This window comes from Bacillus sp. DB-2 (assembly GCF_003315125.1).
Lineage (GTDB): Bacteria > Bacillota > Bacilli > Bacillales > Bacillaceae_G > Bacillus_A > Bacillus_A mycoides.
In genome coordinates this window covers 368,925-392,018 of the sequence record NZ_QNRN01000001.1, presented here as the reverse complement: position 1 = coordinate 392,018, position 23,094 = coordinate 368,925, and the positions used below count along the sequence as shown (strand labels likewise).

Genomic DNA, 23,094 nt, shown 5'->3' with positions numbered 1-23,094 from the left:
AGATTATAGTGTAAAGGAGTGAATGAATTGCGTTGTCCATCCTGTTTTCATAATGGAACAAGAGTGTTAGATTCGCGTCCGGTAGACGAGGGGCGCTCTATTCGAAGAAGAAGAGAGTGTGAAAGTTGTTTAAGTCGCTTTACGACCTTTGAAAGAGTAGAAGAATCACCTCTTATCGTTGTTAAAAAAGAAGGAACACGAGAAGAGTTTAATAAAGAGAAAATTTTACGCGGTTTAATTAAAGCGTGTGAAAAAAGACCTGTATCTTTAAGGCAGTTAGAGGAAGTAACACAAAGTGTGGAGCGTGAACTTCGTAACTTAGGTATATCAGAAGTGAAAAGTGATATGATTGGTGAAATTGTTATGGAAGAACTTCGTGATATTGATGATGTTGCTTACGTACGTTTTGCTTCTGTGTATCGTCAATTTAAAGATTTAAATGTATTTATTGAAGAATTAAAAGATATACTGCAAAAAGAGAGAGAGTAGAAGGAATCTCTTTATATACTGTAAGTAAACGAGATAAGAGAGCTAGAAGCGGAAGCTAATAGCTCTTTTTCGCTAATAAATTATATAATAAAGATAGAACGAGTGAAATGTAGGTTAGATTGGATGAGAGAAAGGAAAAGCAAGAATGGAAAAACAGTCATGGATGGAGCTATTGCCGATTGATCGTTATAAAGTAAGTGCGAAAGGGTTGTTACATAATTACGACCGGAAAGTATTAACGATGTTGTATCAGCCGTTAATAGGTAGTAGAGCTTTTAGCTTATACATGACACTATGGGGAGAGTTAGAGCAAGATCGTGTGTTTGGAAAAGAGAATACACATCACTCCCTTATGGTGACTATGCAAATGCAACTTCCTGAAATATATGGGGAACGAGTAAAGTTAGAAGCGATTGGTCTTTTAAATGTATATATTAAGAAAGAAAAAGATATTCGAATGTTTATATATGAATTGCAACCACCTTTATCTCCGAAGCAGTTTTTTGATGATATTGTTTTAAGTATCTTTTTATATAATCGCTTGAGTCGGACAAAATACAACCAAGTAAAGCAATATTTCTTAGAAGAAGAATTCGATTTTGGTTCTTATGAAAATGTTACGCGCTCCTTCAACGATATATTTGATTCGTTTAACCCAGGTCAGTTTGAATATGCGCAAGAAGAACTGCGTATCCCGAAAACGACAATTATGCCAAGTAACGAGAATGGGGATGCTCCGAAAGTTTGGAACGACTTCTTTGATTTCTCTTTATTTGTAGACGGACTATCAGCGCTTGTTCCTAAAAAGGCGATTACAGATCAAGTGAGAGAATGTGTTATTACACTCGCTTATGTGTACGGTGTGGATGTGTTATCGATGCAAAATATCGTTCTTGGCGCAGTGACAGAAGTGCAAACAATTGATATCGAAAGGCTTCGGAAGGGAGCACGCGATTGGTATCAATTCGAAAATGGCCAAGCGTTACCTGTATTAAGTGAAAGAGTGCAACCTCATGCTGCTCGTACAATGAAAGAGAAAGAGCCATCTACGCAAGAAGAGATGCTAATGAAGCAGTTAGAGGAAATCTCGCCAAAACAACTATTGAAAGAGATTTCAGGCGGTGCAGAGGCGACGAAAGCGGACTTGCAAATCGTTGAGGATGTAATGATAAATCAAAAGTTAACGCCAGGGGTTGTGAATGTACTTATTTATTACGTTATGCTACGCTCAGATATGAAGCTTGCTAAAACGTATGTCGAGAAGATTGCTGGACATTGGGCGCGAAAAAAGGTCGGTACAGTAGGCGAGGCGATGGCGCTAGCGAAAGAAGAGAATCGTCAATATCAAGAGTGGGCTGAGACGAAGAAAAAAGGTCGTACAGCGAAGAAAACAGTGCGAAAAGAAATGGTACCAGATTGGCTTAAGGAAGAGTCGAAAGAAGAAGAGAAAGAACCTGTAAAAAATGACGTAAGTGCGAAAAAAGATGCAAGTACGTTAGAAGATGAACGGAAACGATTAGAAGAAGTATTGAAAAAATATAAGCGTGATTAATAAAAGAAAATGAACGCTCTTTGAGGTGAGAAAATGGAGCATATTCAAAATTCATTTACGAAATTAATGGAAAATAAAAACTTTAAAAATAGATATGAAGTCTTAAAGGCAGAAGTGATGGCGCACCCTCGTGTGAAAGAATTTATAGACGAACATAAAGGTGAAGTAACGACTTCTATGATTGAACGAAGTCTTGTGAAGTTATATGAATATATTGGACAAAGTGTAGGGTGTGCGGATTGTCCAGATTTAGGGTCATGTAAAAATATGCTACAAGGATATGAGCCGAAGCTCGTCATTCAAGGTAAGATGATTGATATTCAATACGATCGTTGTATTAGAAAAGTAGCATATGATGAGAGAAAAAAATATGAAAAACTCGTTCAAAGTGTATATATGCCAGTTGACATTTTGCAGGCAACTATGGAAAATTTAGACCCTTCAGATTTAGATGCACGTATTGATGCAATAGGTGCAACGAATGAATTTTTAAACACATACGAACCAGGTAAAAAAGCACAAGGTTTATATTTGTACGGTAAATTTGGTGTAGGGAAAACGTATCTTTTAGGGGCAATTGCAAATGAGCTTGCGCGAAAGAAAATTAGTTCGATGCTCGTATACTTCCCTGAATTTTTACGTGAAATTAAAAGTTCGATTCAAGATAATTCGATTAGCGGAAAGATTGATGCTGTCAAACGTGTACAAGTATTAATGTTAGATGATATCGGGGCAGAAGCAATGTCAAGTTTTGTACGTGATGATGTACTCGGTGCAATCTTGCAATTCCGTATGTTGGAAAATTTACCGACGTTCTTTACATCTAACTTTGATTTCAAACAGTTGGAACATCATTTAACGTATACACAGCGCGGTGAAGCAGAAGAGATGAAAGCGGCCCGTATTATGGAACGAATTAAATATTTAGCGAAGCCAATTCCAATTGGTGGGAAGAACCGTCGTAATAAGTAAAGAGCGAGCTGAGAAGCTTGCTCTTTTTTATCCCGCTATTGGCGGGCAGTAAGACTCCCACCTCAAAATTCGGCTGTAAAGCAAAGAAGTTAGGTGGGAGCCCTGCTGCCCGTAAAAGCCCGATTGGTGCGGGCTAATAATCAGTGGAGGATGGACAAAACCTCCACTGATTAAAGCTTCACTTTATTTTAATCATTTTTTCAGAGTAGCTTGTATCATTTTTTTCTCCCTCCCTTAATATATATAAAATTAGCAAGCCATATCGAGTGGATGTTCTAACGATGGGAGATAGGTTTCTACTAAGAGTGAACTTCCATAGATCGGACTCTTATAGGATTTGTAACGTATAGATGCAATCCTTTAGAGCGGGGATAAAAGGGGGGACAAAAGTGATTGAAATTTGCTTCGAAGAAAAAAATGATGCTGTGTACGTATACAGACAACTAACGAAAAGAACAGAATCCTTATATAAGGAAACAAGTGTATATTTAAACGAACAAAAGGTTGTTATTCATATACCATTATGTGAATCAAATTATATTGAAAAGATTTTATTGCCAGTATTACTATATTTCATTATGAATGTGAAACAAAATGAATGGATTCATACCATTTTAAAGGAAAAGTTTTTTTATGAAGAACAAGAAGAGTGTCATCAAATATTGCATATGGCACATGAGATTTTAAAGGAAAGAAGAAAAGGAGTAGCTAGTGATTTAACACATCAAAAATTTGAATCTTATATTGCGTCGTCTTTGAATGAATGGCTTTGTGATCCGCTCTCATTCTCGTTTTCATCATACGTTCGTTTTCGTCTTCGTACATATAGGGAAATGGTAACTAAGCTTGCTGAAGTTGCAATTGATGAGTATAAGATGGAGCAGGAATACCAAATATTTATTGAGACACTTCGCCAACAAGTAAGTAGCCGGAAATCACGTTTGTCCTGTGTACATCTTATTTTTGACGAAAGTTTTATTTTCTATGATGATAAAGGTAGGCGTTTAAAACAGGAGAAATTGGTTCAATATATAGATGAAGAATTATTAAAGAAACAGGATGTATATATCGATACGAAAGTAATTGCACCACTTCTTTCTATTTCGCCGAAAAAGATTTATTTATATACGAAAGAACAAGATCATAACATGATTGTTACTTTGCGAAATGTATTTCAAGAACGGGTCCAATTACATGGTTTGCATGAGTTTGAGCGCAATGTGAAAAATTTAAAAAATAAAGGTAACGCCCTTGATTTTCTAAGTTTTTGAGCATATAATTACCTACATAAATGAAATATATTGAAATGTCATGATGAGGACATGAGTAGTTATCTACGATTTTCAGAGAGGGAAGCCTTAGGGTGCGAGCTTCCTAGTACGGGATTATTACTTACCACCTCTAAACTTTAGCAGTGAACGTTTTTCTAGTAATTGCTAACGGACAACACCGTTATGTTGAACTTGAGCAATTAACAATAAGGTTAATTGGAACAAGGGTGGAACCACGAATTCAACACTCGTCCCTTTTTATGGGATGAGTGTTTTTTATTTTGAAAAAAAAGAGGAGTGACCAGTGATGGCAGATGTAGTTAAAATTACTTTCCCTGATGGAGCTGTGAAGGAGTTTCCAAAAGGAGTAACAACTGAAGAAATCGCAGCTTCTATTAGCCCAGGCTTAAAGAAAAAAGCTGTGGCTGGAAAATTAAACGATGAGATGATTGATCTTGTTACACCAATCGAAGAAGATGGTGCAGTTTCTATTATTACATTAGATTCTGAAGATGGCTTATATATTTTACGCCACTCAACAGCTCACCTTTTAGCACAAGCGTTAAAACGTTTATATAAAGATGTTAAGCTTGAGCTTGGCATTGGTCCAGTAATCGAAAATGGCTTCTACTACGATATTGATATGGAAGAAGCAATTACAGTTGAGGACTTCAAGAAAATCGAAAAAGAAATGCAAAAAATCGTGAACGAAAACTTAGAAATCGTTCGTCATGAAGTACCACGTGCAGAAGCACTTCGTCGCTTTGAAGAAATCGGCGATGAGTTAAAATTAGATTTAATTAACGATCTTCCAGAAGATGCAGTTATTTCAATCTATGAGCAAGGCGAATTCTTCGACCTTTGCCGTGGTGTTCACCTTCCATCTACAGGGAAGATTAAAGTGTTTAAATTATTAAGTGTTGCTGGTGCTTACTGGCGCGGCGATAGCAATAATAAAATGTTACAACGTATTTACGGTACTGGATTCGTTAAGAAAGCAGAATTAGATGAGCACTTACGTATGCTTGAAGAAGCGAAAGAGCGCGATCACCGTAAATTAGGTAAAGAGTTAAAACTATTTACTAATAGCCAAAAAGTAGGACAAGGTTTACCACTTTGGTTACCAAAAGGTGCAACAATTCGCCGTATTATCGAGCGTTACATCGTTGATAAAGAAGCAAGCTTAGGCTATGATCACGTATACACTCCAGTATTAGGAAGTAGAGAACTTTATGAAACTTCTGGTCACTGGAACCATTACCGTGATGGCATGTTCCCATCAATGGAAATGGATAATGAAGAGTTAGTTCTTCGTCCAATGAACTGCCCTCACCATATGATGGTTTATAAAAACGATATTCACAGCTACCGTGAATTACCAATCCGTATTGCGGAACTTGGAACAATGCACCGCTATGAAATGTCTGGAGCATTATCTGGATTACAACGTGTACGCGGAATGACTTTAAATGATGCGCACATTTTCGTTCGTCCAGATCAAATTAAAGAAGAATTAAAACGTGTTGTAAACTTAACGTTAGAAGTGTACAAAGATTTCGGTTTAGAAAACTATTCATTCCGTCTATCTTATCGTGACCCAGCAGATACTAAAAAGTATTATGCTGATGATGAGATGTGGGAAAAAGCACAAGGTATGTTAAAAGAAGCTATGGATGAAATGGGTCTTGATTACTATGAAGCTGAAGGTGAAGCGGCATTCTATGGTCCGAAACTTGACGTTCAAGTTCGTACTGCTCTTGGAAAAGACGAAACACTTTCAACTGTACAATTAGACTTCTTACTTCCAGAACGCTTTGAATTAACTTACGTTGGTGAAGACGGTAAACAACATCGTCCAGTTGTAATTCACCGTGGTGTTGTATCAACTATGGAACGTTTCGTAGCCTTCTTAATTGAAGAATACAAAGGCGCATTCCCAACTTGGTTAGCTCCAGTTCAGGCGCAAGTAATTCCAGTTTCTCCGCAAGTACATTTAGACTATGCGAAGAAAGTACAAGATGAATTACGACGTGCTGGTATCCGTGTTGAATTAGACACTCGTGAAGAGAAAATTGGTTACAAAATCCGTGAAGCACAAATGCAAAAGATTCCGTACATGCTTGTAGTAGGTGACAATGAAGTTACTGAAAATGGCGTTAACGTACGTAAATATGGTGAGCAAAAATCAGAAACAATCGCATTAGATGCGTTTGTTGACATGATTAAGGTAGAAGGAAAACGATAAGAAAGAGCCGCGGTATACCGCGGCTTTTTTATGTATAATAAAAAAGAAAATCTAGAAAAAATAACCAAACAATACTTATCATAAAAAAGTATTGCAAGTATGCTGGTTGTTTGTTACAATATTTCTTGTTGTTAGTAAAACACATCGCGTCTTCTTGACAGACGTCATGTCCTATGATAAACTCATCAAGGATAATAGAATATGGTTTTGACAAGTAGAAGCACCCGCTTCTCACCTGATGGACGCATTCGCAGTTAGCAGGTAAATGTATTTCTTACTAAAGATATTACAAGTGTGGGTGCCGTGTGCCCGCACTTTTTTTGTTCGGGTTCTACAATTGCAAAACGTATTCTAAGAAAACCTTGGAGGTGGCTTACTATTAGCAAGGATATGATGATTAACGAGCAAATTCGTGCACGTGAAGTACGCTTAGTTGGCGCAAACGGCGATCAACTTGGAATCAAGTCTCGTAATGACGCTTTAGACTTAGCTGCAGGTCTTAATCTTGATTTAGTATTGGTTGCTCCAAATGCGAAACCACCAGTATGCCGCATTATGGACTACGGTAAATTCCGCTTTGAGCAACAGAAGAAAGAAAAAGAACAGCGCAAAAATCAAAAAGTAATTAGCATGAAAGAAGTTCGTTTAAGTCCAACAATTGATGAACATGACTTTAACACAAAACTTCGTAATGCTGTCAAGTTTTTAGAGAAAGGCGACAAGGTTAAAGCGTCAATTCGCTTTAAAGGACGTGCCATTACTCATAAAGAAATCGGTCAACGTGTTTTAGATCGCTTCTCAGAAGCTTGTGCTGAAGTTAGTACAATTGAATCTAAGCCTAAAATGGAAGGACGTAGTATGTTCTTAGTTTTAGCACCGAAAAACGATAAGTAATAGATAGAGGAGGAAATACCTATGCCTAAACAAAAAACTCATCGCGGCGCTGCAAAGCGTTTCAAAAAGACTGGATCTGGTAAACTGAAGCGTTCTCACGCTTACACAAGCCATTTATTCGCTAACAAATCTACAAAAGCTAAACGTAAACTACGTAAAGCTGGTGTAGTTAGCGCTGGTGACTTCAAACGCATTCGTCAAATGCTTGACAACTTAAAATAAGTTCGGCTGATATATAGAACAAACTAGGAGGTAATATTATGCCAAGAGTAAAAGGTGGTACAGTTACTCGTCAACGTCGTAAAAAAGTTATAAAATTAGCAAAAGGTTACTACGGTTCTAAGAGTACATTATTTAAGGTTGCTAACCAACAGGTTATGAAATCTCTAATGTATGCATTCCGTGACCGTCGTCAAAAGAAACGTGACTTCCGTAAATTATGGATTACACGTATCAACGCAGCAGCTCGTATGAATGGTCTTTCTTACAGCCGCTTAATGCACGGTTTAAAAAATGCTGGCATCGAAGTTAACCGCAAGATGCTTGCTGACTTAGCTGTTCATGACGAAAAAGCTTTCGCTGAATTAGCAACAGTTGCAAAAAACAACATTAACTAATTGTTTAAAACCTTAGAAGATTTTCTTCTAAGGTTTTTTTATTTGCATTTATTGTAAAATCTTCCACTTATTATCGTTATTTCTTGCTCAAGTATATTAAGATGTGCTTGTAAGAACTTTTGTAACGATAACGAGGAGGCTTTTACATGAAAGTAGGAAAGATTAACGGATGTGTCGTTATCGATATGACAAAATCAATATAAAAGCTATAGCGATATAAAAGAATATATATATAAAGTCAGGAGAATCCTCCTGACTTTTTTTATCCCCCTATTTGCGGGCAGTAAAACTCCCACCTCAAAATTCAGCTGGAGCAAAGAAGTTAGGTGGGAGATCAACTGCCCGTAAAAGCCCGATTGGTGAAGGCTAATAATAAGTGGGGATGAACAAAACCCCCCCACTTATTAAAGTTTCACTTTATTTGAACTCATTCGTGAGAAGTGCATCTTTCCTAGCAGAAACGACACTGCTATAATGGAAAGATGATATGGAACTTTCATCAAGTGAACAATATATGAGTGATGATTGAAACGTATTTGCAAATTAAGGACAAGCTATCTTTATAAAGATGTAGGTAGCTGACTTGTTAATAAGAAACGAAAAATAATAATGAACTTTGAGATGAAACAACATTGTTGCGGAAAATGCGATGTTGGAGGAGGAAAATAGAATGGACTTACTACAACTATTTAAATTACAAAAAGAATTAGATGACCGTATTGTGAAAGAACATGACTTACAACCGAAGAAATTGTTAAAAGAAAAAATGTTAGCTCTTCTTGTAGAAATTGGAGAACTTGCAAATGAAACACGTTGTTTTAAATATTGGAGCAATAAACCAGCTTCAGAACGTGAAGTAATATTAGAAGAATACGTAGATGGTTTGCATTTTATTTTATCAATCGGAATCGATTTAGGAATTGATAAAAACTTCTTATTCTATAAATGTGCGCAAACGAATAAAACACAAGTGGAAATTTTCTTAGACACATATGCGAAAGTAATTCGTTTTACAGATCAACCTTCTATTACGAACTATATTGAACTATTTACAAGCTATCTTCGCCTTGGACAAGCGCTTGAATTTGAACAAGATGAAATTGAAAAAGCATATTTAGATAAAAATGAAGTAAATCATCAGCGTCAAACACAAGGATACTAATTTAATTTTTGAATATTTCAATTTCCTTTTGTATAATAAAGTGACTGAAGAAAAAGGAGGGTGTTGGCAATGATAAAATTAGACGAGACATTGACAATGCTAAAAGAATTAACAGACGCACGCGGTATTGCGGGTAACGAGCGCGAACCACGTGAAGTAATGAAGAAATATATTGAGCCGTTTGCAGATGAACTTTCTACTGACAATTTAGGAAGTTTAGTTGCGAAAAAAGTTGGGGAAGAAAACGGCCCGAAAATTATGGTTGCAGGTCATTTAGATGAAGTTGGCTTTATGATTACGCAAATTGATGACAAAGGCTTCCTTCGTTTCCAAACGGTGGGTGGCTGGTGGTCGCAAGTTATGCTTGCACAGCGCGTAACGATTGTAACGCGTAAAGGAGATGTAACAGGTGTAATTGGTTCAAAACCACCGCACATTTTACCTCCAGAAGCTCGTAAAAAGCCAGTTGAAATTAAAGACATGTTCATCGATATTGGTGCTTCTAGCCAAGAAGAAGCGATGGAGTGGGGCATACGACCAGGGGATCAAGTTGTACCGTACTTCGAATTCCAAGTGATGAAGAATGAAAAGATGTTACTTGCAAAAGCATGGGATAACCGAATTGGTTGTGCAATTGCAATTGACGTATTAAAACAATTAAAAGATGAAAAGCATCCAAACGTTGTATACGGCGTTGGTACTGTACAAGAAGAAGTTGGTCTTCGTGGTGCGAAAACATCTGCAAACTATATTAAGCCCGATATCGCATTCGCTGTAGATGTTGGTATTGCTGGGGATACACCAGGTGTAACGGCGAAAGAAGCGCAAAGTAAAATGGGCGATGGACCGCAGATCATTTTATATGATGCTTCTGTTATTGGTCATACAGGTTTACGTGATTTCGTAGTTGATGTTGCTGATGAATTACAAATTCCATACCAATATGACTCTGTAGCGGGCGGGGGAACGGATGCAGGAGCAATTCACATTTCTGTAAACGGTATTCCGTCTATGGCAATTACGATTGCGACACGCTACATTCATTCTCATGCAGCGATGTTACATCGTGATGATTATGAAAACGCAGTGAAGTTAATTGTGGAAGTTATTAAACGTCTTGATAAAGAGGCTGTACATAACATTACATTTAATTAATAGAAAAAAGCGAAGGATAATTTCCTTCGCTTTTTCCATTTTTAAAACGGTCGTTCTAATCCTGCTGCAGTATGGGCTCCTAAAATAATTAAGCGAGTTAATTGCATTGCCATAAAATGCGGGGTATAAATCATGCCTCTTTTTAACCATGACATAATCATTCCGATATGAGCCCCTGTAACATAACTAATAAGAATGTCACGAGGAACCATGAGTTCTTCATCATCAGGTTGTGAAATAGATAAGCTTAATGTTAAATGTGTTTGGACTGTTTTCATCATTTTATAAGAGTAGTTTCCAGCGGCTTTATCACCAAGCATAACGTTATAGAAGTTCACATTTTCTGCTATATGTTCAAACAAAGCTAAAAAGGTTGGATGCGGTGAATCAAAAGTGAGCTGAAAATCTTCTTTATTTCGATTTTGTGGTTTAATTACTTCAGCTAATTTTTCTAACATTTCTTCTATGCTTTTGTCTAATAAATCATATTTATCATGGTAATGGCTATAAAATGTAGCGCGATTTACAGGAGCACGTTCCGCGATATGTTGCACAGTTACATTTTCGAAGCCCTTTTCGCCTACTAAAGCGACAAAAGCATCCTGTATGAGTTGTCTCGTTCGTTTTACACGTGGATCATTTGTATTTTTAATAGACATTTTTACTTCACCTCGTTTAATTTTTTGAATTTAAACAACACATGTATAGTGTAATGTTGTTTAAACAACATATAGGTTTAAATTGTTGGTTGTAGATTCGGGATAATTATTTATAATTATAAACGATAGTCCTTTAGAAATCAGCACCGCTAGGATGCAGACAAAACATAGTTTGCATCGTAAAAGGTGTGCTTTTTTTGTTTAAAGGTTAATATAATTAACAATTAAACAATATAAACACTAAGGGTGTAAATAGTTTAGAAAAAAATTATATGCGATATAAGGAGAGGAATGCAATGAATCAGTTTCGAAGAATGGTAATTATCAACATTATCACATTAATTGTATTAGTTGGCGGCGGTATTGGCGGTTATTACTATTACAATCAATCGGAAAACTATTTAAAAACAGAAAATGCAAAGATTGATGGGAAAGTAATCCCAATTGCATCACCAGTAGCAGGTAAATTAACAGACTGGAAAGCTGAAGTAGGAAAAAACTACAATGAGAACGATAAATTAGGTGCGGTTACTGTAGCAGGAGCAAATGGTGAGCAAACAGTAGATGTAACAATTCCACAAAATGCAACAGTTGTACAATCAAACGCAACACCTAATGCGTTCGTTGGAGCAGGAAGCCCAATTGCTTACGCATTTGATATGAACAATTTATGGGTAACAGCAAATATTGAAGAAACAAATATTGATGATGTTCAAAAAGGCCAAACAGTAGATGTGTATGTAGATGCATACCCAGATACAACGTTAACAGGAAAAGTAGAACAAGTTGGATTAACAACGGCGAATACATTCTCGATGTTACCATCAAGTAACTCAACAGCGAACTATACGAAAGTAAAGCAAGTTGTACCAGTTAAAATTTCTTTAGATCATAGTAAATCAGTAAATATTGTTCCTGGAATGAATGTGTCAGTTCGTATTCATAAGTAAGGGGGAGATGAGATGTCCTCAATTGCAATTGTAGGATATGCACTATTTTGTATAATCGTCTTCTTCCTTATAAATCGTCTTTTACGAAAGAAAAAAACGAATGTGGGAGAAGAACAAGTCCCAGCCGTAAGTAAGATAGAAGTAAGTCAAGCAGAAACAGTAGAGAAAGAACTTGAACAAAAACAAGAAACAGAAGCTTCTAACGTAGTGGAATTAGAAACAGGGAAGCAAGAGCAAGTAAAACAGGAAAAAGAAATGCTGAAGAGACAATTGCCGGTAGAGAATGTGAATGTAAAAGCAGTTGTAGCTGTATTAATTCTCGGTATGTTCGTTTCTATTTTAAACCAAACGATCATTAATGTTGCACTGCCTCCATTAATGAACGAATTTAACGTATCAACTTCAACAGCACAATGGTTAATTACAGGCTTCATGCTTGTAAACGGAATTTTAGTACCAATCAGTGCATTTTTAGTTTCACGATTTACGTATCGTAAATTATTCATAGCAGCAATGTTATTCTTCACTGTAGGATCTATCATTTGTGCTACATCAGGAAACTTCACAATGATGATGACGGGCCGCGTTATTCAAGCGGTTGGTGCAGGTATTTTAATGCCAGTTGGTATGAATATCTTCATGACATTATTCCCGCCTAATAAACGCGGAGCAGCTATGGGACTACTTGGGGTAGCGATGATTTTAGCACCAGCTATCGGACCAACTGTAACAGGTTGGGTAATTGAAAACTATAGCTGGAACTTAATGTTCTATGGGATGTTTGTTATCGGTTTAATTATTACGTTCTTATCTTTAAAATTCTTTACACTAGCTCAGCCAGTGTCTAAAACAAAGTTAGATGTATTCGGTGTTATTAGTTCAAGTATTGGACTAGGTAGCTTACTGTACGGATTTAGTGAAGCTGGAAATAATGGCTGGACTAGTGCAGAAGTTGTTATAACACTTATCATCGGTGTCATTGGTTTAGCTGTATTTATTTGGAGAGAGTTAACAACAGACAATAAAATGCTTGATTTACAAGTGTTTAAATATCCGACGTTCACTTTCACATTAGTAATTAACGCGATTGTAACGATGGCCTTATTCGGAGGTATGTTATTACTTCCAGTATACTTGCAAAACATTCGCGGTTTTACACCGATGGAATCTGGTTTATTATTACTTCCAGGATCATTAATTATGGGGATCATGGGACCAGTTGCAGGTAAACTATTTGATAAGTATGGTATTCGTCCGTTAGCAATTGTCGGATTAGCCATTACGACATTTGCGACATATAAATTTACAACGTTATCGATGGATACGCCGTATAGCGTTATTATGACGGATTATATTATACGCTCAATTGGTATGTCATTCATTATGATGCCAATTATGACAGCTGGTATGAATGCATTGCCGATGAAATTAATTTCTCACGGCACAGCAACGCAAAATACGTCAAGACAAGTAGCTGGTTCAATTGGAACGGCGATATTAATCACGCTTATGACGCAACAAACTACTGCTCACGTAGCGGATTACGGCAATATGTTAACAACGTCAAACCCGATTTTAGTTGATAAAGTATACGGTATGGGCCAAAGCTTAGCGGCATTAGCCGGATCAGCTCAAGCAGGAGATGCGATGAGTACACAACTATTATTCGGACAAATTTCAAAGCTATCTGCAATTAACGGTATTAACGATGCCTTCTTAATTGCAACTATATTAGCCGGTATTGCTTGGGTGTTATCGTTCTTCTTACCATCAGGCAATAAACCAAATAGAAAAGCAGGGAATTAATTTCCCTGCTTTTTTGTCTTTTTAAAGAGTGAGATATAAAAAATGATAACCAGCTACGGAGCACAGCCCTGTTATAAACAAAATTGTCCCCATAGCACGAATGCTGGATATTTGTCTGCCACTTATAATAGCTAATAGCCCAGCTAAAGAGAAGAAACACTAATATAAAATTCCTGAAATTGGAAGTGTCCCCTCTGAGTCTATTCCAAAACCTATACAAATGATAGGAACAACGATAAGCGATATGCTAATTAAACCAGCTATAATAGTAAGTGATTTACGATATTTAATGCCAGCAATAATTAAAAAAATGCCAACGATGAATTGGCATAACATCAAAGTAAGAGCCAAAACCATCCAAGTTAATATTCCAAACACTTCTGTATTACCTCCGATAAAATACTATATATAGAATGAATCCCCTACAGACATAAGTACCCAGAAAATAACCCCTAATATGCCAGCGATAAAAATAATGAATCCCATATTACGTATACTTTTAATCTTTGCCTGTAATCCATTTAATCCTGCCAATAATCCAGTTAAAGAAAACAGTATCCAATATAAAGTAGTTGAAATAGGGAGGATCGTATCGCTATTCACCCCCATGCCCCAAAAAACAAAAGGTAGTGTGACAAAAGATAGACTAAGTAGCCCCATTAAACCCACAAATAATTTAAGATGTTTAATGCTAGTAATAATAAAAAAATACCACCGAAAAATCCGCATAAAACAAGAAGTGGCATATAAAAAATCCAAAGTAAGCTCGACATAAATACTCTTCTTCTATGGTGATGAGTTATATTTTACTACATGAGGTTTATTTTGGATGTTATTAATAAATATGTATAAATTGATAGAAATGAGAAGTGATGATACGAATTAATAAAAGAGGTATCGCGATGATACCTCTTTCTAACTCAAGAATGCTAACATATTATTCATAATATGAAATAACATAGCTGGAATAATGGAATTTGTTTTTTTACATAAAATAGCCATTAATAATCCCATGAAGAAAGTAATTACCATTACTCCAAGTGAGTATGTATGAGCGATACCGAAGAAGAAGCTTGTTAAAATGGCTGCAATCCAAAATGGAAAGCGTTCTGAGAAGAAGCGAAGTATAAAACCACGGAAAATAAGTTCTTCAAAAATTGGTGTGAGTATAGCGAAGCCGAGAAGTAATAATATTTGATACTGCTTAAAAATGTCTAAGTTTAGTGCGGAAGATTGTTGCTTCGTTGCGTCTTGGAACACATAATTTAACAAGATGTAATTGAGTATAATGTTTATAGCGAAGAAAAGAAGTAAGTATACGTATGTACGCCATTCTTTAAGTACTTTAAAGTTAAAAGATTTTAGTAGTAATTTTTTTGCGGGTTCGAATTTAAAAATGAAGAATAACAACACGGCTAGTTGTAATACGATACTTGCAGTATTTGCAATAGATTCATACAGGGCAATTTGTTTTTTATCTGTAAGACCGGCTGTATAAATTGTTAAGGGCATTGCGAGGAACACAGTAATAAGTCCGGTTCCGAAAAAAGCGAATAAAACGGAGCTAATAAATTGTCCCCATGACATAGAGTATTTCTGTTCATTAGAAAGTTGTGTAGCGGGTTGCATTTGTAAAATCACCTCTTTATATTTGTATATTTAATTATAAAGTATTTTGCTTTTGAGTGTAACATTTAAATATTACATACAAAGGTGTATTTTTCGCAAAATAATAAAAGAGGTATCACCCTATAGTGATGCCTCTTTCTCATTGATAACTATGTTCTGCCTTGTCATTCAATTTCTTTTGCTCTATTTGTAATTCACGCTCTACCAATCGGTCTAATTGCTGAATAGCTTTAAGTGCTTTTTCGTAAGAAATCGTTCTATAATGGTGCGCTCCACCCGGTTCTTCATCTGCTTCGTCTGCCCATTTAATAATGTTTTGAAGAGATGTTCTTTCAATTTCTTGCTGTACTAAGAAAGAATCTGTATGAAGAAGAATCGCAATAGAAATTTCTTTTGCTAGTTTAGGATGTTCTCCTAATCTAATAAGCAATTTATGAGATCTTTCTGCCCCTTTAATCGCATGTATATCATTCTTTTTATACAAGTCATAGTCCCATTCGCCGCCTGTGTACCACGTATGATGTCCGATATCATGAAGGAAGCCAGCCTTTGTCGCAGCATCGACTGAGGCGTGATGCTTTTTGGCTAAGTGAAACGCATGGTAAGCGACAGCAATCGCGTGGACCATTCCAGAACGGTTTACATATTTTTGTGTAATGTGATGTTTAAAAACTTGTTCAAGCGTAATACGTTGCATAAAACATTCACTCCTTTTATCCAATGATGTATATGAAGAAAATCGATCGGTTTAAATGTATTTTGAATATTGTACTCCATCAATCAGCGTTAGTAAAGTAGAAATGTTTAGGAGAAGAAAAATTTTATAGACATAAAACGTCACCTTAGTTTTTTTTCTAAGGTGACGTTTTATTGTTTATTTTTTTAATCCTTGCTCCAGTGTTCCTAACATTTCGTGTTTTTCATTTTCATCAGCATTTTTCCAAATGACTTCGAATAAAACGCCAAGACCTGGAAGCATTTTTTCTTCACCGCTTTGAATTGCATCGACAATCGTTTCTTGTAATTGATCTTGTGAATTTCCAGATACATTCGCTAATACCGCGCCGCGTAAATTAAAACTCATTATCTTCACCTCTTCTTCAGAATTGAAACTGACGTTAGTTTTTGTTCTTTTTTATGTAAATATGTATGAAAAATAGGCTATAATGATAAGACAAGAAGAGAGGGAAATACATATTATGAAAAACATTGATTCAGTACAAAACCCGCGTGTGAAGCAGTGGAAAAAGCTGCAGACGAAAAAAGAGCGCGATAACAAAGCTTTATTTTTTGTAGAAGGATTCCATTTAGTAGAGGAAGCGTTAAAGGCAGGAGTTGTAACAGAACTTATCGTTTCAGATCAGACAGATCTTCCGAAAGATTGGACAGTTAATGATGTTGAAATGTATATTGTGCCTGAAGCAATTGTAAAAGTACTTCGCGAAACAGAAACAACGCAAGGTGTATTTGCTGTTTGTGAGAAACATGAAAAAGAAGTAGCTCTTACTGATGGGAAATTTCTTTTATTAGACGGCCTTCAAGACCCAGGTAATTTGGGAACGATTATTCGTACAGCGGATGCAGCGGGTATTCATGCCGTTGTGCTTGGAGAAGGGTGCGTTGATGTTTATAATAGTAAAGTACTACGATCTACACAAGGTTCTATTTTCCACTTACCGGTTGTGAAAGGGAACTTAGAAGAATGGGTAGACAAGTTAAAAGAAAATAACGTCCCTGTATATGGAACAGCTCTTGAAAATGGAGTTCCATTTGGTGAAGTAACCCCGGCTGGAAGTTTTGCATTAATTGTAGGGAATGAAGGAAGCGGCGTACGCCAAGAAATTCTTGCGAAAAGTGATCAAAACTTGTATATTCCGATTTACGGCGGGGCAGAATCATTAAATGTTGCGGTTGCAGCAGGGATTTTAACGTATTATTTACAAAGCCCAGTTGCGAATCGATAAAAAACTTCTTATAATAAGTTGAAGTGCATGTTCATAAAAAAGTGGTGAAATGAGTATCGAACTTTTTTGAACATATAATAAAAGTATATTAATGAAAAACGTTGATAGAGAAGAGTAGCTTACAAAATCGCCATATAGGGAGAGAGTGCCGTAGACTGAAAGCATTCTTATGGTAGATGGAAGTGAATTCACCTCTGGAGTTGGCGCCAGGACCATTTATATGTAAAGGCGTTCCGGTCAGAATTGATCGTTATAACTAATGAGTGGGCAGACTTGTTCTGTCAATTTAGGGTGGTACCGCGAATTTACCTCGTCCCTTTTTGGGAGCGGGGTTTTTTTATTTTTAAAATTAGGAGGGTTCCAAATGGAAGCACGTTTAAAAGAGCTAAAGCAAAAAGCGTTAGAGCTTATTGAAGAAGCGAAAGAGCTAAAGGGCTTAAACGACGTACGCGTAGCGTATTTAGGGAAAAAAGGTCCAATTACAGAAGTATTACGCGGCATGGGAAAATTATCAGCAGAAGAGCGTCCACGTATGGGAGCATTAGTAAATGAAGTACGTGAAGCGATTCAAACGCGTCTAGAAGACAAAATTGGTAACTTAGAAAAAGCAGTAATTGAGGCGAAATTAGCTACTGAAACAATTGATGTTACACTGCCAGGTCGTCCTGTTGAAACAGGTTGTCACCATCCGTTAACAGCAGTTGTTGAACAAATTGAAGATGTATTCATCGGTATGGGTTATGAAGTAGCTGAAGGAACAGAAGTAGAAAAAGACTACTACAACTTCGAAGCATTAAACTTACCGAAAGATCACCCAGCGCGTGATATGCAAGATACATTCTACATTACAGAAGAAACGTTACTACGTACACATACATCTTCTGTGCAAGCACGTACGATGGAAAAGAATAAAGAAAAAGGACCGATTAAAATTATTTGTCCTGGTAAAGTGTATCGCCGCGATGACGATGATGCAACGCATTCACACCAATTCATGCAAATTGAAGGTCTTGTAATTGATAAAAACATTCGCATGAGTGACTTAAAAGGTACACTGCAAGTATTCGTGAAAAAGATGTTCGGTGAAGATCGTGAAATCCGTCTTCGTCCAAGTTTCTTCCCATTCACAGAGCCGTCTGTAGAGATGGATATTTCTTGTATGATGTGTCACGGTAAAGGTTGCGGCACTTGTAAAGGGACTGGCTGGATTGAAATTTTAGGCGCAGGTATGGTTCATCCGAACGTACTTGAAATGGCTGGTTATGATTCAAAAGAATATCAAGGTTTCGCATTCGGTATGGGCGCAGAGCGTATCGCAATGTTGAAATACGGCGTAGATGACATTCGTCATTTCTATACAAATGATGTACGTTTCTTACAACAATTCAAACGAGCGTAAGGGAAGGAGAGGATAAATATGTTCGTATCATATCGTTGGTTACAAGAGTATGTAGATATTAAAGATGTAACGGCACAAGAACTAGCAGACAAAATCACGAAAAGTGGTATTGAAGTAGAAGGCGTTGAAGTATTAAATAAAGGTGTAAAAGGTGTTGTAGTTGGTCACGTATTAGAATGTGAAAAACACCCAGAAGCTGATAAATTAAGCAAATGCTTAATCGATATCGGTGAAGAAGAGCCGGTTCAAATTATTTGTGGAGCTGCTAATATTGCAAAAGGTTTAAAAGTACCAGTTGCAAAAGTTGGCGCTGTACTTCCTGGTAACTTCAAAATTAAAAAAGCAAAACTACGCGGTGAAGCTTCTCACGGTATGGTTTGCGCTCTTCAAGAGCTTGGCATTGATGGGAAGTTAGTTTCAAAAGAATACGCAGATGGTATTTTCATTTTCCCAAGTGACGCTGAAGTTGGTGCAGATGCACTTGAAATTTTAAACTTACACGATGAAGTACTTGAGCTTGGTTTAACACCAAACCGTGCAGATTGCTTAAATATGTTAGGTGTTGCATATGAAGTAGCTGCTATTTACGGCCGTGAAGTAAAGCTTCCAGCTATCGACTTACAAGAAACAGCAGAAAAAACTTCTGATTACATTTCTGTAAGTGTAGAAGCGAAAGAAGAAAACCCATTATATATTGCAAAAATGGTGAAGAACGTAAAGATTGGTCCATCACCAATGTGGATGCAAACTCGTCTTATGGCAGCTGGCATTCGTCCAATTAGTAATGTAGTTGATATTACAAACTACATTTTAATGGAATACGGTCAACCGTTACATGCATTCGATTACGATAAATTAGGTTCAAAAGAAATCGTTGTTCGTCTTGCAAAAGAAGGCGAAAAGATTCAAACATTAGATGCTCAAGAACGTACGTTACAAAGCCACCACCTTGTTATTACAAACGGTGAAAAAGCGTTAGCTGTTGCTGGTGTAATGGGCGGAGCGGATTCTGAAGTTGATAGCGAGACAGTAAACGTTCTAATTGAGTCTGCATACTTTGCAGGTCAAACAGTGCGTCGTACATCAAAAGACTTAGGTCTTCGTAGCGAATCAAGTGCACGTTTTGAAAAAGGAATCGACCCAACACGTACATTTGAAGCAATTCAGCATGCAGCTGCTTTAATGGCAAAATACGCTGGTGGAGAAGCACTTGAAGGTGTAGTAGAAGCTGATAACTTACAAGTACAAGAACGTACAGTATCTGTTACAGCTGAAAAAGTAAACCGTGTATTAGGTACAGATATTTCTGCGAGTGAAATGGGTACAATGTTCACAAACTTAAAATTCCCATTCACAGAAGTAGAAGGAACATTCCATGTAAATGTACCAGCACGTCGTCCTGACATTACAATTTCAGAAGACTTAGTAGAAGAAGTAGGTCGTCTGTATGGTTATGATCACATTCCAGTTACATTACCATCTGGAACAATGACACGTGGTAAATTAACATCAGCACAAACGAAACGTCGTAAAGTACGCCGCTTCCTAGAAGGTGCTGGTTTATATGAAGCAATCACATATTCATTAACAAGCGCTGACAAAGCGAAACAATATATGGTTGAGCCGAACGAAAAAGCTCCTGTAAATCTTGCGCTTCCAATGAGCGAAGAGCGTAGCCAACTTCGTTTAAGCTTAGTGCCACAATTGTTAGAAGCAGTTTCATACAATGTTGCACGTAAAAACGACAGCGTTGCATTATATGAAGTAGGTTCTATCTTCTTACCAACAGAAGCAGGAGAACTTCCGAAAGAAGAACAACATCTTGCAGGTGTTATGACAGGTCTTGCTCTTCACCATGCATGGCAAGGTGAGAAGAAAGTTGTAGACTTCTTCGTTGTTAAAGGTGTATTAGAAGGATTATTCGACGTACTTGGCGTGGCAAATCAAATCACTTATGCACCAGCAAAACGTGAAGGCATGCACCCAGGCCGTACAGCTGACATCGTATTAGATGGTGAAGCAATCGGATTCATCGGTCAATTGCACCCGGAAACAGAAAAACAATTAGATGTGAAAAATACATTCGTATTCGAATTATCTCTTGCAAAAGTATTCGGTGCAGACGCTGAGGGAACTTACTACTCAGCAATTCCACGTTTCCCATCTATGACACGTGATATGGCTGTTGTAGTAACAACAGAAACAAAAGCTGGTGAAATGAAGCAAGTCATTGCTGAAGCTGGCGGAGAACTTCTGAAAGACGTAGCACTATTCGACTTATACGAAGGTGAAAAAATGGAAGAAGGCAAGAAATCACTTGCATTCTCTATGAACTACTTCGATGCAGAACGTACATTAACAGACGAAGAAGTAACAGAAGCACATAACCGTGTATTAACAGCGGTAGAAGAGAAATTTGGTGCGGAGTTACGTAAGTAATAAAAAATTGCCGGATTAAGTCCGGCAATTTTTTTTATGGCACGATTGTCGGAAAATGTCGGTAAGTCGATATATTATAAAAATCGCTGATATATTTGGAGTTACGGTCGATATATTGCGAAAATCGCTGATATATTTTCTGGCATCTTGCATCTTTCTCTCGAATGTAGTACATTAATTTTAGTTTAACAAAACGAAAGACGATGATAAGGAAAAGTAGTATATACTTAATCCAAAGCGAGTCAGGGACGGTGAGAGCCTGATGAGGCGGTATATGTGAAGAACACCTTGGAGTTGCTAACCGAAATTGAAGCTTGTATTCAAGAGTAGACTTAGACGGGAATCCGGCCTGTTACAAACCGGGAAGTATGTATTACATACGAGTTAAAGTTGGTCTTTATGACAAATTGGGTGGTACCGCGAAGTTTAACCTTTCGTCCCTTTATGGATGAAAGGTTTTTTTGTATTTAAATATATGAGTAAAGGAGAATTTTACTATGGAAAACACATTAGTAAAAAGTCTGTATAGAGATACAGAAAAGTATGCAGATCAAACAGTACAAGTATCGGGTTGGATTCGTAACTTACGTGATTCAAAAGCATTTGGTTTCATCGAATTAAACGACGGTAGCTTCTTCAAAGGTGTTCAAATCGTTTTCGATACAGAATTAGAGAACTTCAAAGAAATTGCAAAGCTTCCACTTAGCTCTTCAGTTAAAGTAGAAGGTAAAGTAATTGCAACGCCTGGAGCGAAGCAACCATTTGAAATTAAAGCAGAAAAAATTGATATCGAGGGCTTATCAGATTCTGATTACCCACTTCAAAAGAAGCGTCATACGTTTGAATATTTACGTACAATCGCTCACTTACGTCCAAGAACAAATGCATTCTCTGCAACGTTCCGCGTGCGTTCTATCGCAGCATTTGCAATTCACCAATTCTTCCAAGAGCGTGGATTTGTACATGTTCACACACCAATTATTACTGGTAGTGATACAGAAGGTGCAGGCGAAATGTTCCGCGTAACAACGCAAGATTTAAACAACGTACCAAAAGGTGAAGACGGACAAGTTGACGAATCAAAAGACTTCTTCGGCAAAGAAACAAACTTAACAGTAAGTGGACAGCTGAATGCTGAAGCTTATGCATTAGCGTTCCGTGATGTGTACACATTCGGACCTACATTCCGTGCAGAAAACTCAAACACAACTCGCCACGCAGCTGAGTTCTGGATGGTTGAGCCTGAGATTGCATTCGCTGAGTTAGGCGATGTAATGGATCTTACAGAAGATATGCTGAAATATGCAATGAAATACGTACTAGAGCATGCACCAGAAGAAATGGACTTCTTCAACAGCTTCGTTGATAAAACAGTTCTAGAGCGCATGAACAACGTGATCAACTCTGACTTCGGTCGCATCACTTATACAGAAGCAATTAAAGTACTTCAAGAATCAGGTGCTGAATTTAAATACCCAGTAGAATGGGGTATTGACTTACAAACAGAGCACGAAAGATACTTATCAGAAGAAATCTTCAAACGCCCTGTATTCGTAACTGACTATCCGAAAGACATTAAAGCATTCTACATGCGTATGAACGAAGATGGTAAAACAGTAGCAGCTACTGACCTTCTAGTTCCTGGCATCGGCGAATTAATCGGCGGAAGTCAACGTGAAGAAAGAATGGACGTTTTAGTAGACAGAATTAAAGAATTAGGTATGAACGAAGAGGACTACTGGTGGTACTTAGAGCTTAGAAAATACGGCGGTACAAAACACGCTGGATTCGGTCTAGGTTTCGAGCGCTTCCTAATGTACATTACTGGCATGGCTAACATCCGTGACGTAATTCCATTCCCAAGAACTCCAGGTTCTTCTGAGTTTTAAGA

At 37.2% G+C, this 23,094-nt stretch carries 20 protein-coding genes, 2 pseudogenes and 4 other annotated features; of the genes and pseudogenes, 16 read left to right on the top strand and 6 right to left on the bottom strand.

Translation table 11 applies throughout. The annotated features are described in order from the left end of the window. The first annotated feature begins 27 nt into the window (after positions 1–27). The 10 genes from nrdR to DET63_RS02035 all read left to right on the top strand — a co-directional run bounded on the left by nrdR (position 28) and on the right by DET63_RS02035 (position 10,357). A complete protein-coding gene (nrdR, locus tag DET63_RS02080) occupies positions 28–489 on the top strand; it encodes a transcriptional regulator NrdR (RefSeq protein ID WP_001203686.1) in 462 nt (153 codons plus the stop codon). A 145-nt stretch (positions 490–634) separates the two neighbouring features. Further along, positions 635–2,041 carry a replication initiation and membrane attachment family protein gene (locus tag DET63_RS02075; RefSeq protein ID WP_113935711.1) on the top strand — a complete coding sequence of 469 codons (1,407 nt, stop codon included), beginning with the start codon at positions 635–637 and terminating at the stop codon, positions 2,039–2,041. A gap of 33 nt (positions 2,042–2,074) precedes the next feature. After that, on the top strand, positions 2,075–3,013 hold the full coding sequence (dnaI, locus tag DET63_RS02070; RefSeq protein WP_002015473.1) for a primosomal protein DnaI: 939 nt from the start codon (positions 2,075–2,077) through the stop codon (positions 3,011–3,013). Between the two features lie 389 nt (positions 3,014–3,402). After that, positions 3,403–4,284 carry a putative sporulation protein YtxC gene (ytxC, locus tag DET63_RS02065; RefSeq protein ID WP_113935710.1) on the top strand — a complete coding sequence of 294 codons (882 nt, stop codon included), beginning with the start codon at positions 3,403–3,405 and terminating at the stop codon, positions 4,282–4,284. 31 nt (positions 4,285–4,315) lie between these two features. Then, positions 4,316–4,543 (top strand) — a binding site (T-box leader). Between the two features lie 48 nt (positions 4,544–4,591). Beyond that, complete coding sequence (thrS, locus tag DET63_RS02060; protein ID WP_002034275.1) at positions 4,592–6,529, top strand: threonine--tRNA ligase; 1,938 nt, start codon at positions 4,592–4,594, stop codon at positions 6,527–6,529. A 206-nt stretch (positions 6,530–6,735) separates the two neighbouring features. Next, positions 6,736–6,856: a sequence feature (ribosomal protein L20 leader region), on the top strand. A gap of 63 nt (positions 6,857–6,919) precedes the next feature. After that, positions 6,920–7,423, top strand: a complete 504-nt coding sequence (infC, locus tag DET63_RS02055) for a translation initiation factor IF-3 (protein ID WP_002015470.1) — start codon at positions 6,920–6,922, stop codon at positions 7,421–7,423. A 21-nt stretch (positions 7,424–7,444) separates the two neighbouring features. Continuing rightward, on the top strand, positions 7,445–7,645 hold the full coding sequence (rpmI, locus tag DET63_RS02050; protein WP_001125945.1) for a 50S ribosomal protein L35: 201 nt from the start codon (positions 7,445–7,447) through the stop codon (positions 7,643–7,645). Between the two features lie 38 nt (positions 7,646–7,683). Further along, a complete protein-coding gene (gene rplT / locus DET63_RS02045) occupies positions 7,684–8,040 on the top strand; it encodes a 50S ribosomal protein L20 (protein WP_001138364.1) in 357 nt (118 codons plus the stop codon). Between the two features lie 670 nt (positions 8,041–8,710). Further along, the gene (locus DET63_RS02040; protein ID WP_002015469.1) at positions 8,711–9,202 is read left to right on the top strand and encodes a dUTP diphosphatase; all 492 of its coding nucleotides are present in this window, start codon (positions 8,711–8,713) and stop codon (positions 9,200–9,202) included. Positions 9,203–9,271: 69 nt separating this feature from the next. Next, on the top strand, positions 9,272–10,357 hold the full coding sequence (locus DET63_RS02035) for a M42 family metallopeptidase (protein WP_002088917.1): 1,086 nt from the start codon (positions 9,272–9,274) through the stop codon (positions 10,355–10,357). 41 nt (positions 10,358–10,398) lie between these two features. Here the strand turns inward: DET63_RS02035 and DET63_RS02030 are convergent, their stop codons facing one another. Next, entirely contained in the window at positions 10,399–11,016 is a 618-nt protein-coding gene (locus DET63_RS02030) for a TetR/AcrR family transcriptional regulator (protein ID WP_016092410.1), read from the bottom strand. A gap of 296 nt (positions 11,017–11,312) precedes the next feature. Here DET63_RS02030 and DET63_RS02025 point away from each other — a divergent pair, with 296 nt between their 5' ends. Beyond that, positions 11,313–11,966 (top strand): HlyD family secretion protein, encoded by a 654-nt coding sequence (locus DET63_RS02025; protein ID WP_113935709.1) that lies wholly within the window; start codon positions 11,313–11,315, stop codon positions 11,964–11,966. 12 nt (positions 11,967–11,978) lie between these two features. Next, the gene (locus DET63_RS02020) at positions 11,979–13,772 is read left to right on the top strand and encodes a DHA2 family efflux MFS transporter permease subunit (protein ID WP_113935708.1); all 1,794 of its coding nucleotides are present in this window, start codon (positions 11,979–11,981) and stop codon (positions 13,770–13,772) included. A gap of 21 nt (positions 13,773–13,793) precedes the next feature. Here the strand turns inward: DET63_RS02020 and DET63_RS02015 are convergent. The 5 genes and pseudogenes from DET63_RS02015 to sspI all read right to left on the bottom strand — a co-directional run bounded on the left by DET63_RS02015 (position 13,794) and on the right by sspI (position 16,485). Next, positions 13,794–14,150: pseudogene (locus DET63_RS02015) on the bottom strand (ammonia permease). Between the two features lie 24 nt (positions 14,151–14,174). Further along, positions 14,175–14,545 (bottom strand): annotated as a pseudogene (locus tag DET63_RS02010) (DNA-binding protein). 142 nt (positions 14,546–14,687) lie between these two features. Beyond that, positions 14,688–15,401 (bottom strand): CPBP family intramembrane glutamic endopeptidase, encoded by a 714-nt coding sequence (locus DET63_RS02005; protein ID WP_113935707.1) that lies wholly within the window; start codon positions 15,399–15,401, stop codon positions 14,688–14,690. A 139-nt stretch (positions 15,402–15,540) separates the two neighbouring features. Beyond that, positions 15,541–16,098: an HD domain-containing protein gene (locus DET63_RS02000; RefSeq protein WP_002143328.1), complete on the bottom strand. Its 558-nt coding sequence runs from the start codon at positions 16,096–16,098 to the stop codon at positions 15,541–15,543. 177 nt (positions 16,099–16,275) lie between these two features. After that, positions 16,276–16,485, bottom strand: coding sequence for a small acid-soluble spore protein SspI (sspI, locus tag DET63_RS01995; protein WP_000009511.1), 210 nt, complete (start codon positions 16,483–16,485; stop codon positions 16,276–16,278). Between the two features lie 82 nt (positions 16,486–16,567). Here sspI and DET63_RS01990 point away from each other — a divergent pair, with 82 nt between their 5' ends. The 4 genes from DET63_RS01990 to asnS all read left to right on the top strand — a co-directional run bounded on the left by DET63_RS01990 (position 16,568) and on the right by asnS (position 23,092). After that, positions 16,568–17,365 (top strand): TrmH family RNA methyltransferase, encoded by a 798-nt coding sequence (locus DET63_RS01990; protein WP_002015458.1) that lies wholly within the window; start codon positions 16,568–16,570, stop codon positions 17,363–17,365. A gap of 92 nt (positions 17,366–17,457) precedes the next feature. Further along, positions 17,458–17,686, top strand: a binding site (T-box leader). Positions 17,687–17,729: 43 nt separating this feature from the next. Beyond that, a complete protein-coding gene (gene pheS / locus DET63_RS01985; protein WP_002015457.1) occupies positions 17,730–18,764 on the top strand; it encodes a phenylalanine--tRNA ligase subunit alpha in 1,035 nt (344 codons plus the stop codon). Positions 18,765–18,782: 18 nt separating this feature from the next. Then, positions 18,783–21,203: a phenylalanine--tRNA ligase subunit beta gene (pheT, locus tag DET63_RS01980; RefSeq protein ID WP_113935706.1), complete on the top strand. Its 2,421-nt coding sequence runs from the start codon at positions 18,783–18,785 to the stop codon at positions 21,201–21,203. Positions 21,204–21,397: 194 nt separating this feature from the next. Beyond that, positions 21,398–21,648 (top strand) — a binding site (T-box leader). 52 nt (positions 21,649–21,700) lie between these two features. Beyond that, positions 21,701–23,092, top strand: a complete 1,392-nt coding sequence (gene asnS / locus DET63_RS01975; protein WP_002015453.1) for an asparagine--tRNA ligase — start codon at positions 21,701–21,703, stop codon at positions 23,090–23,092. Positions 23,093–23,094 lie beyond the last annotated feature (2 nt).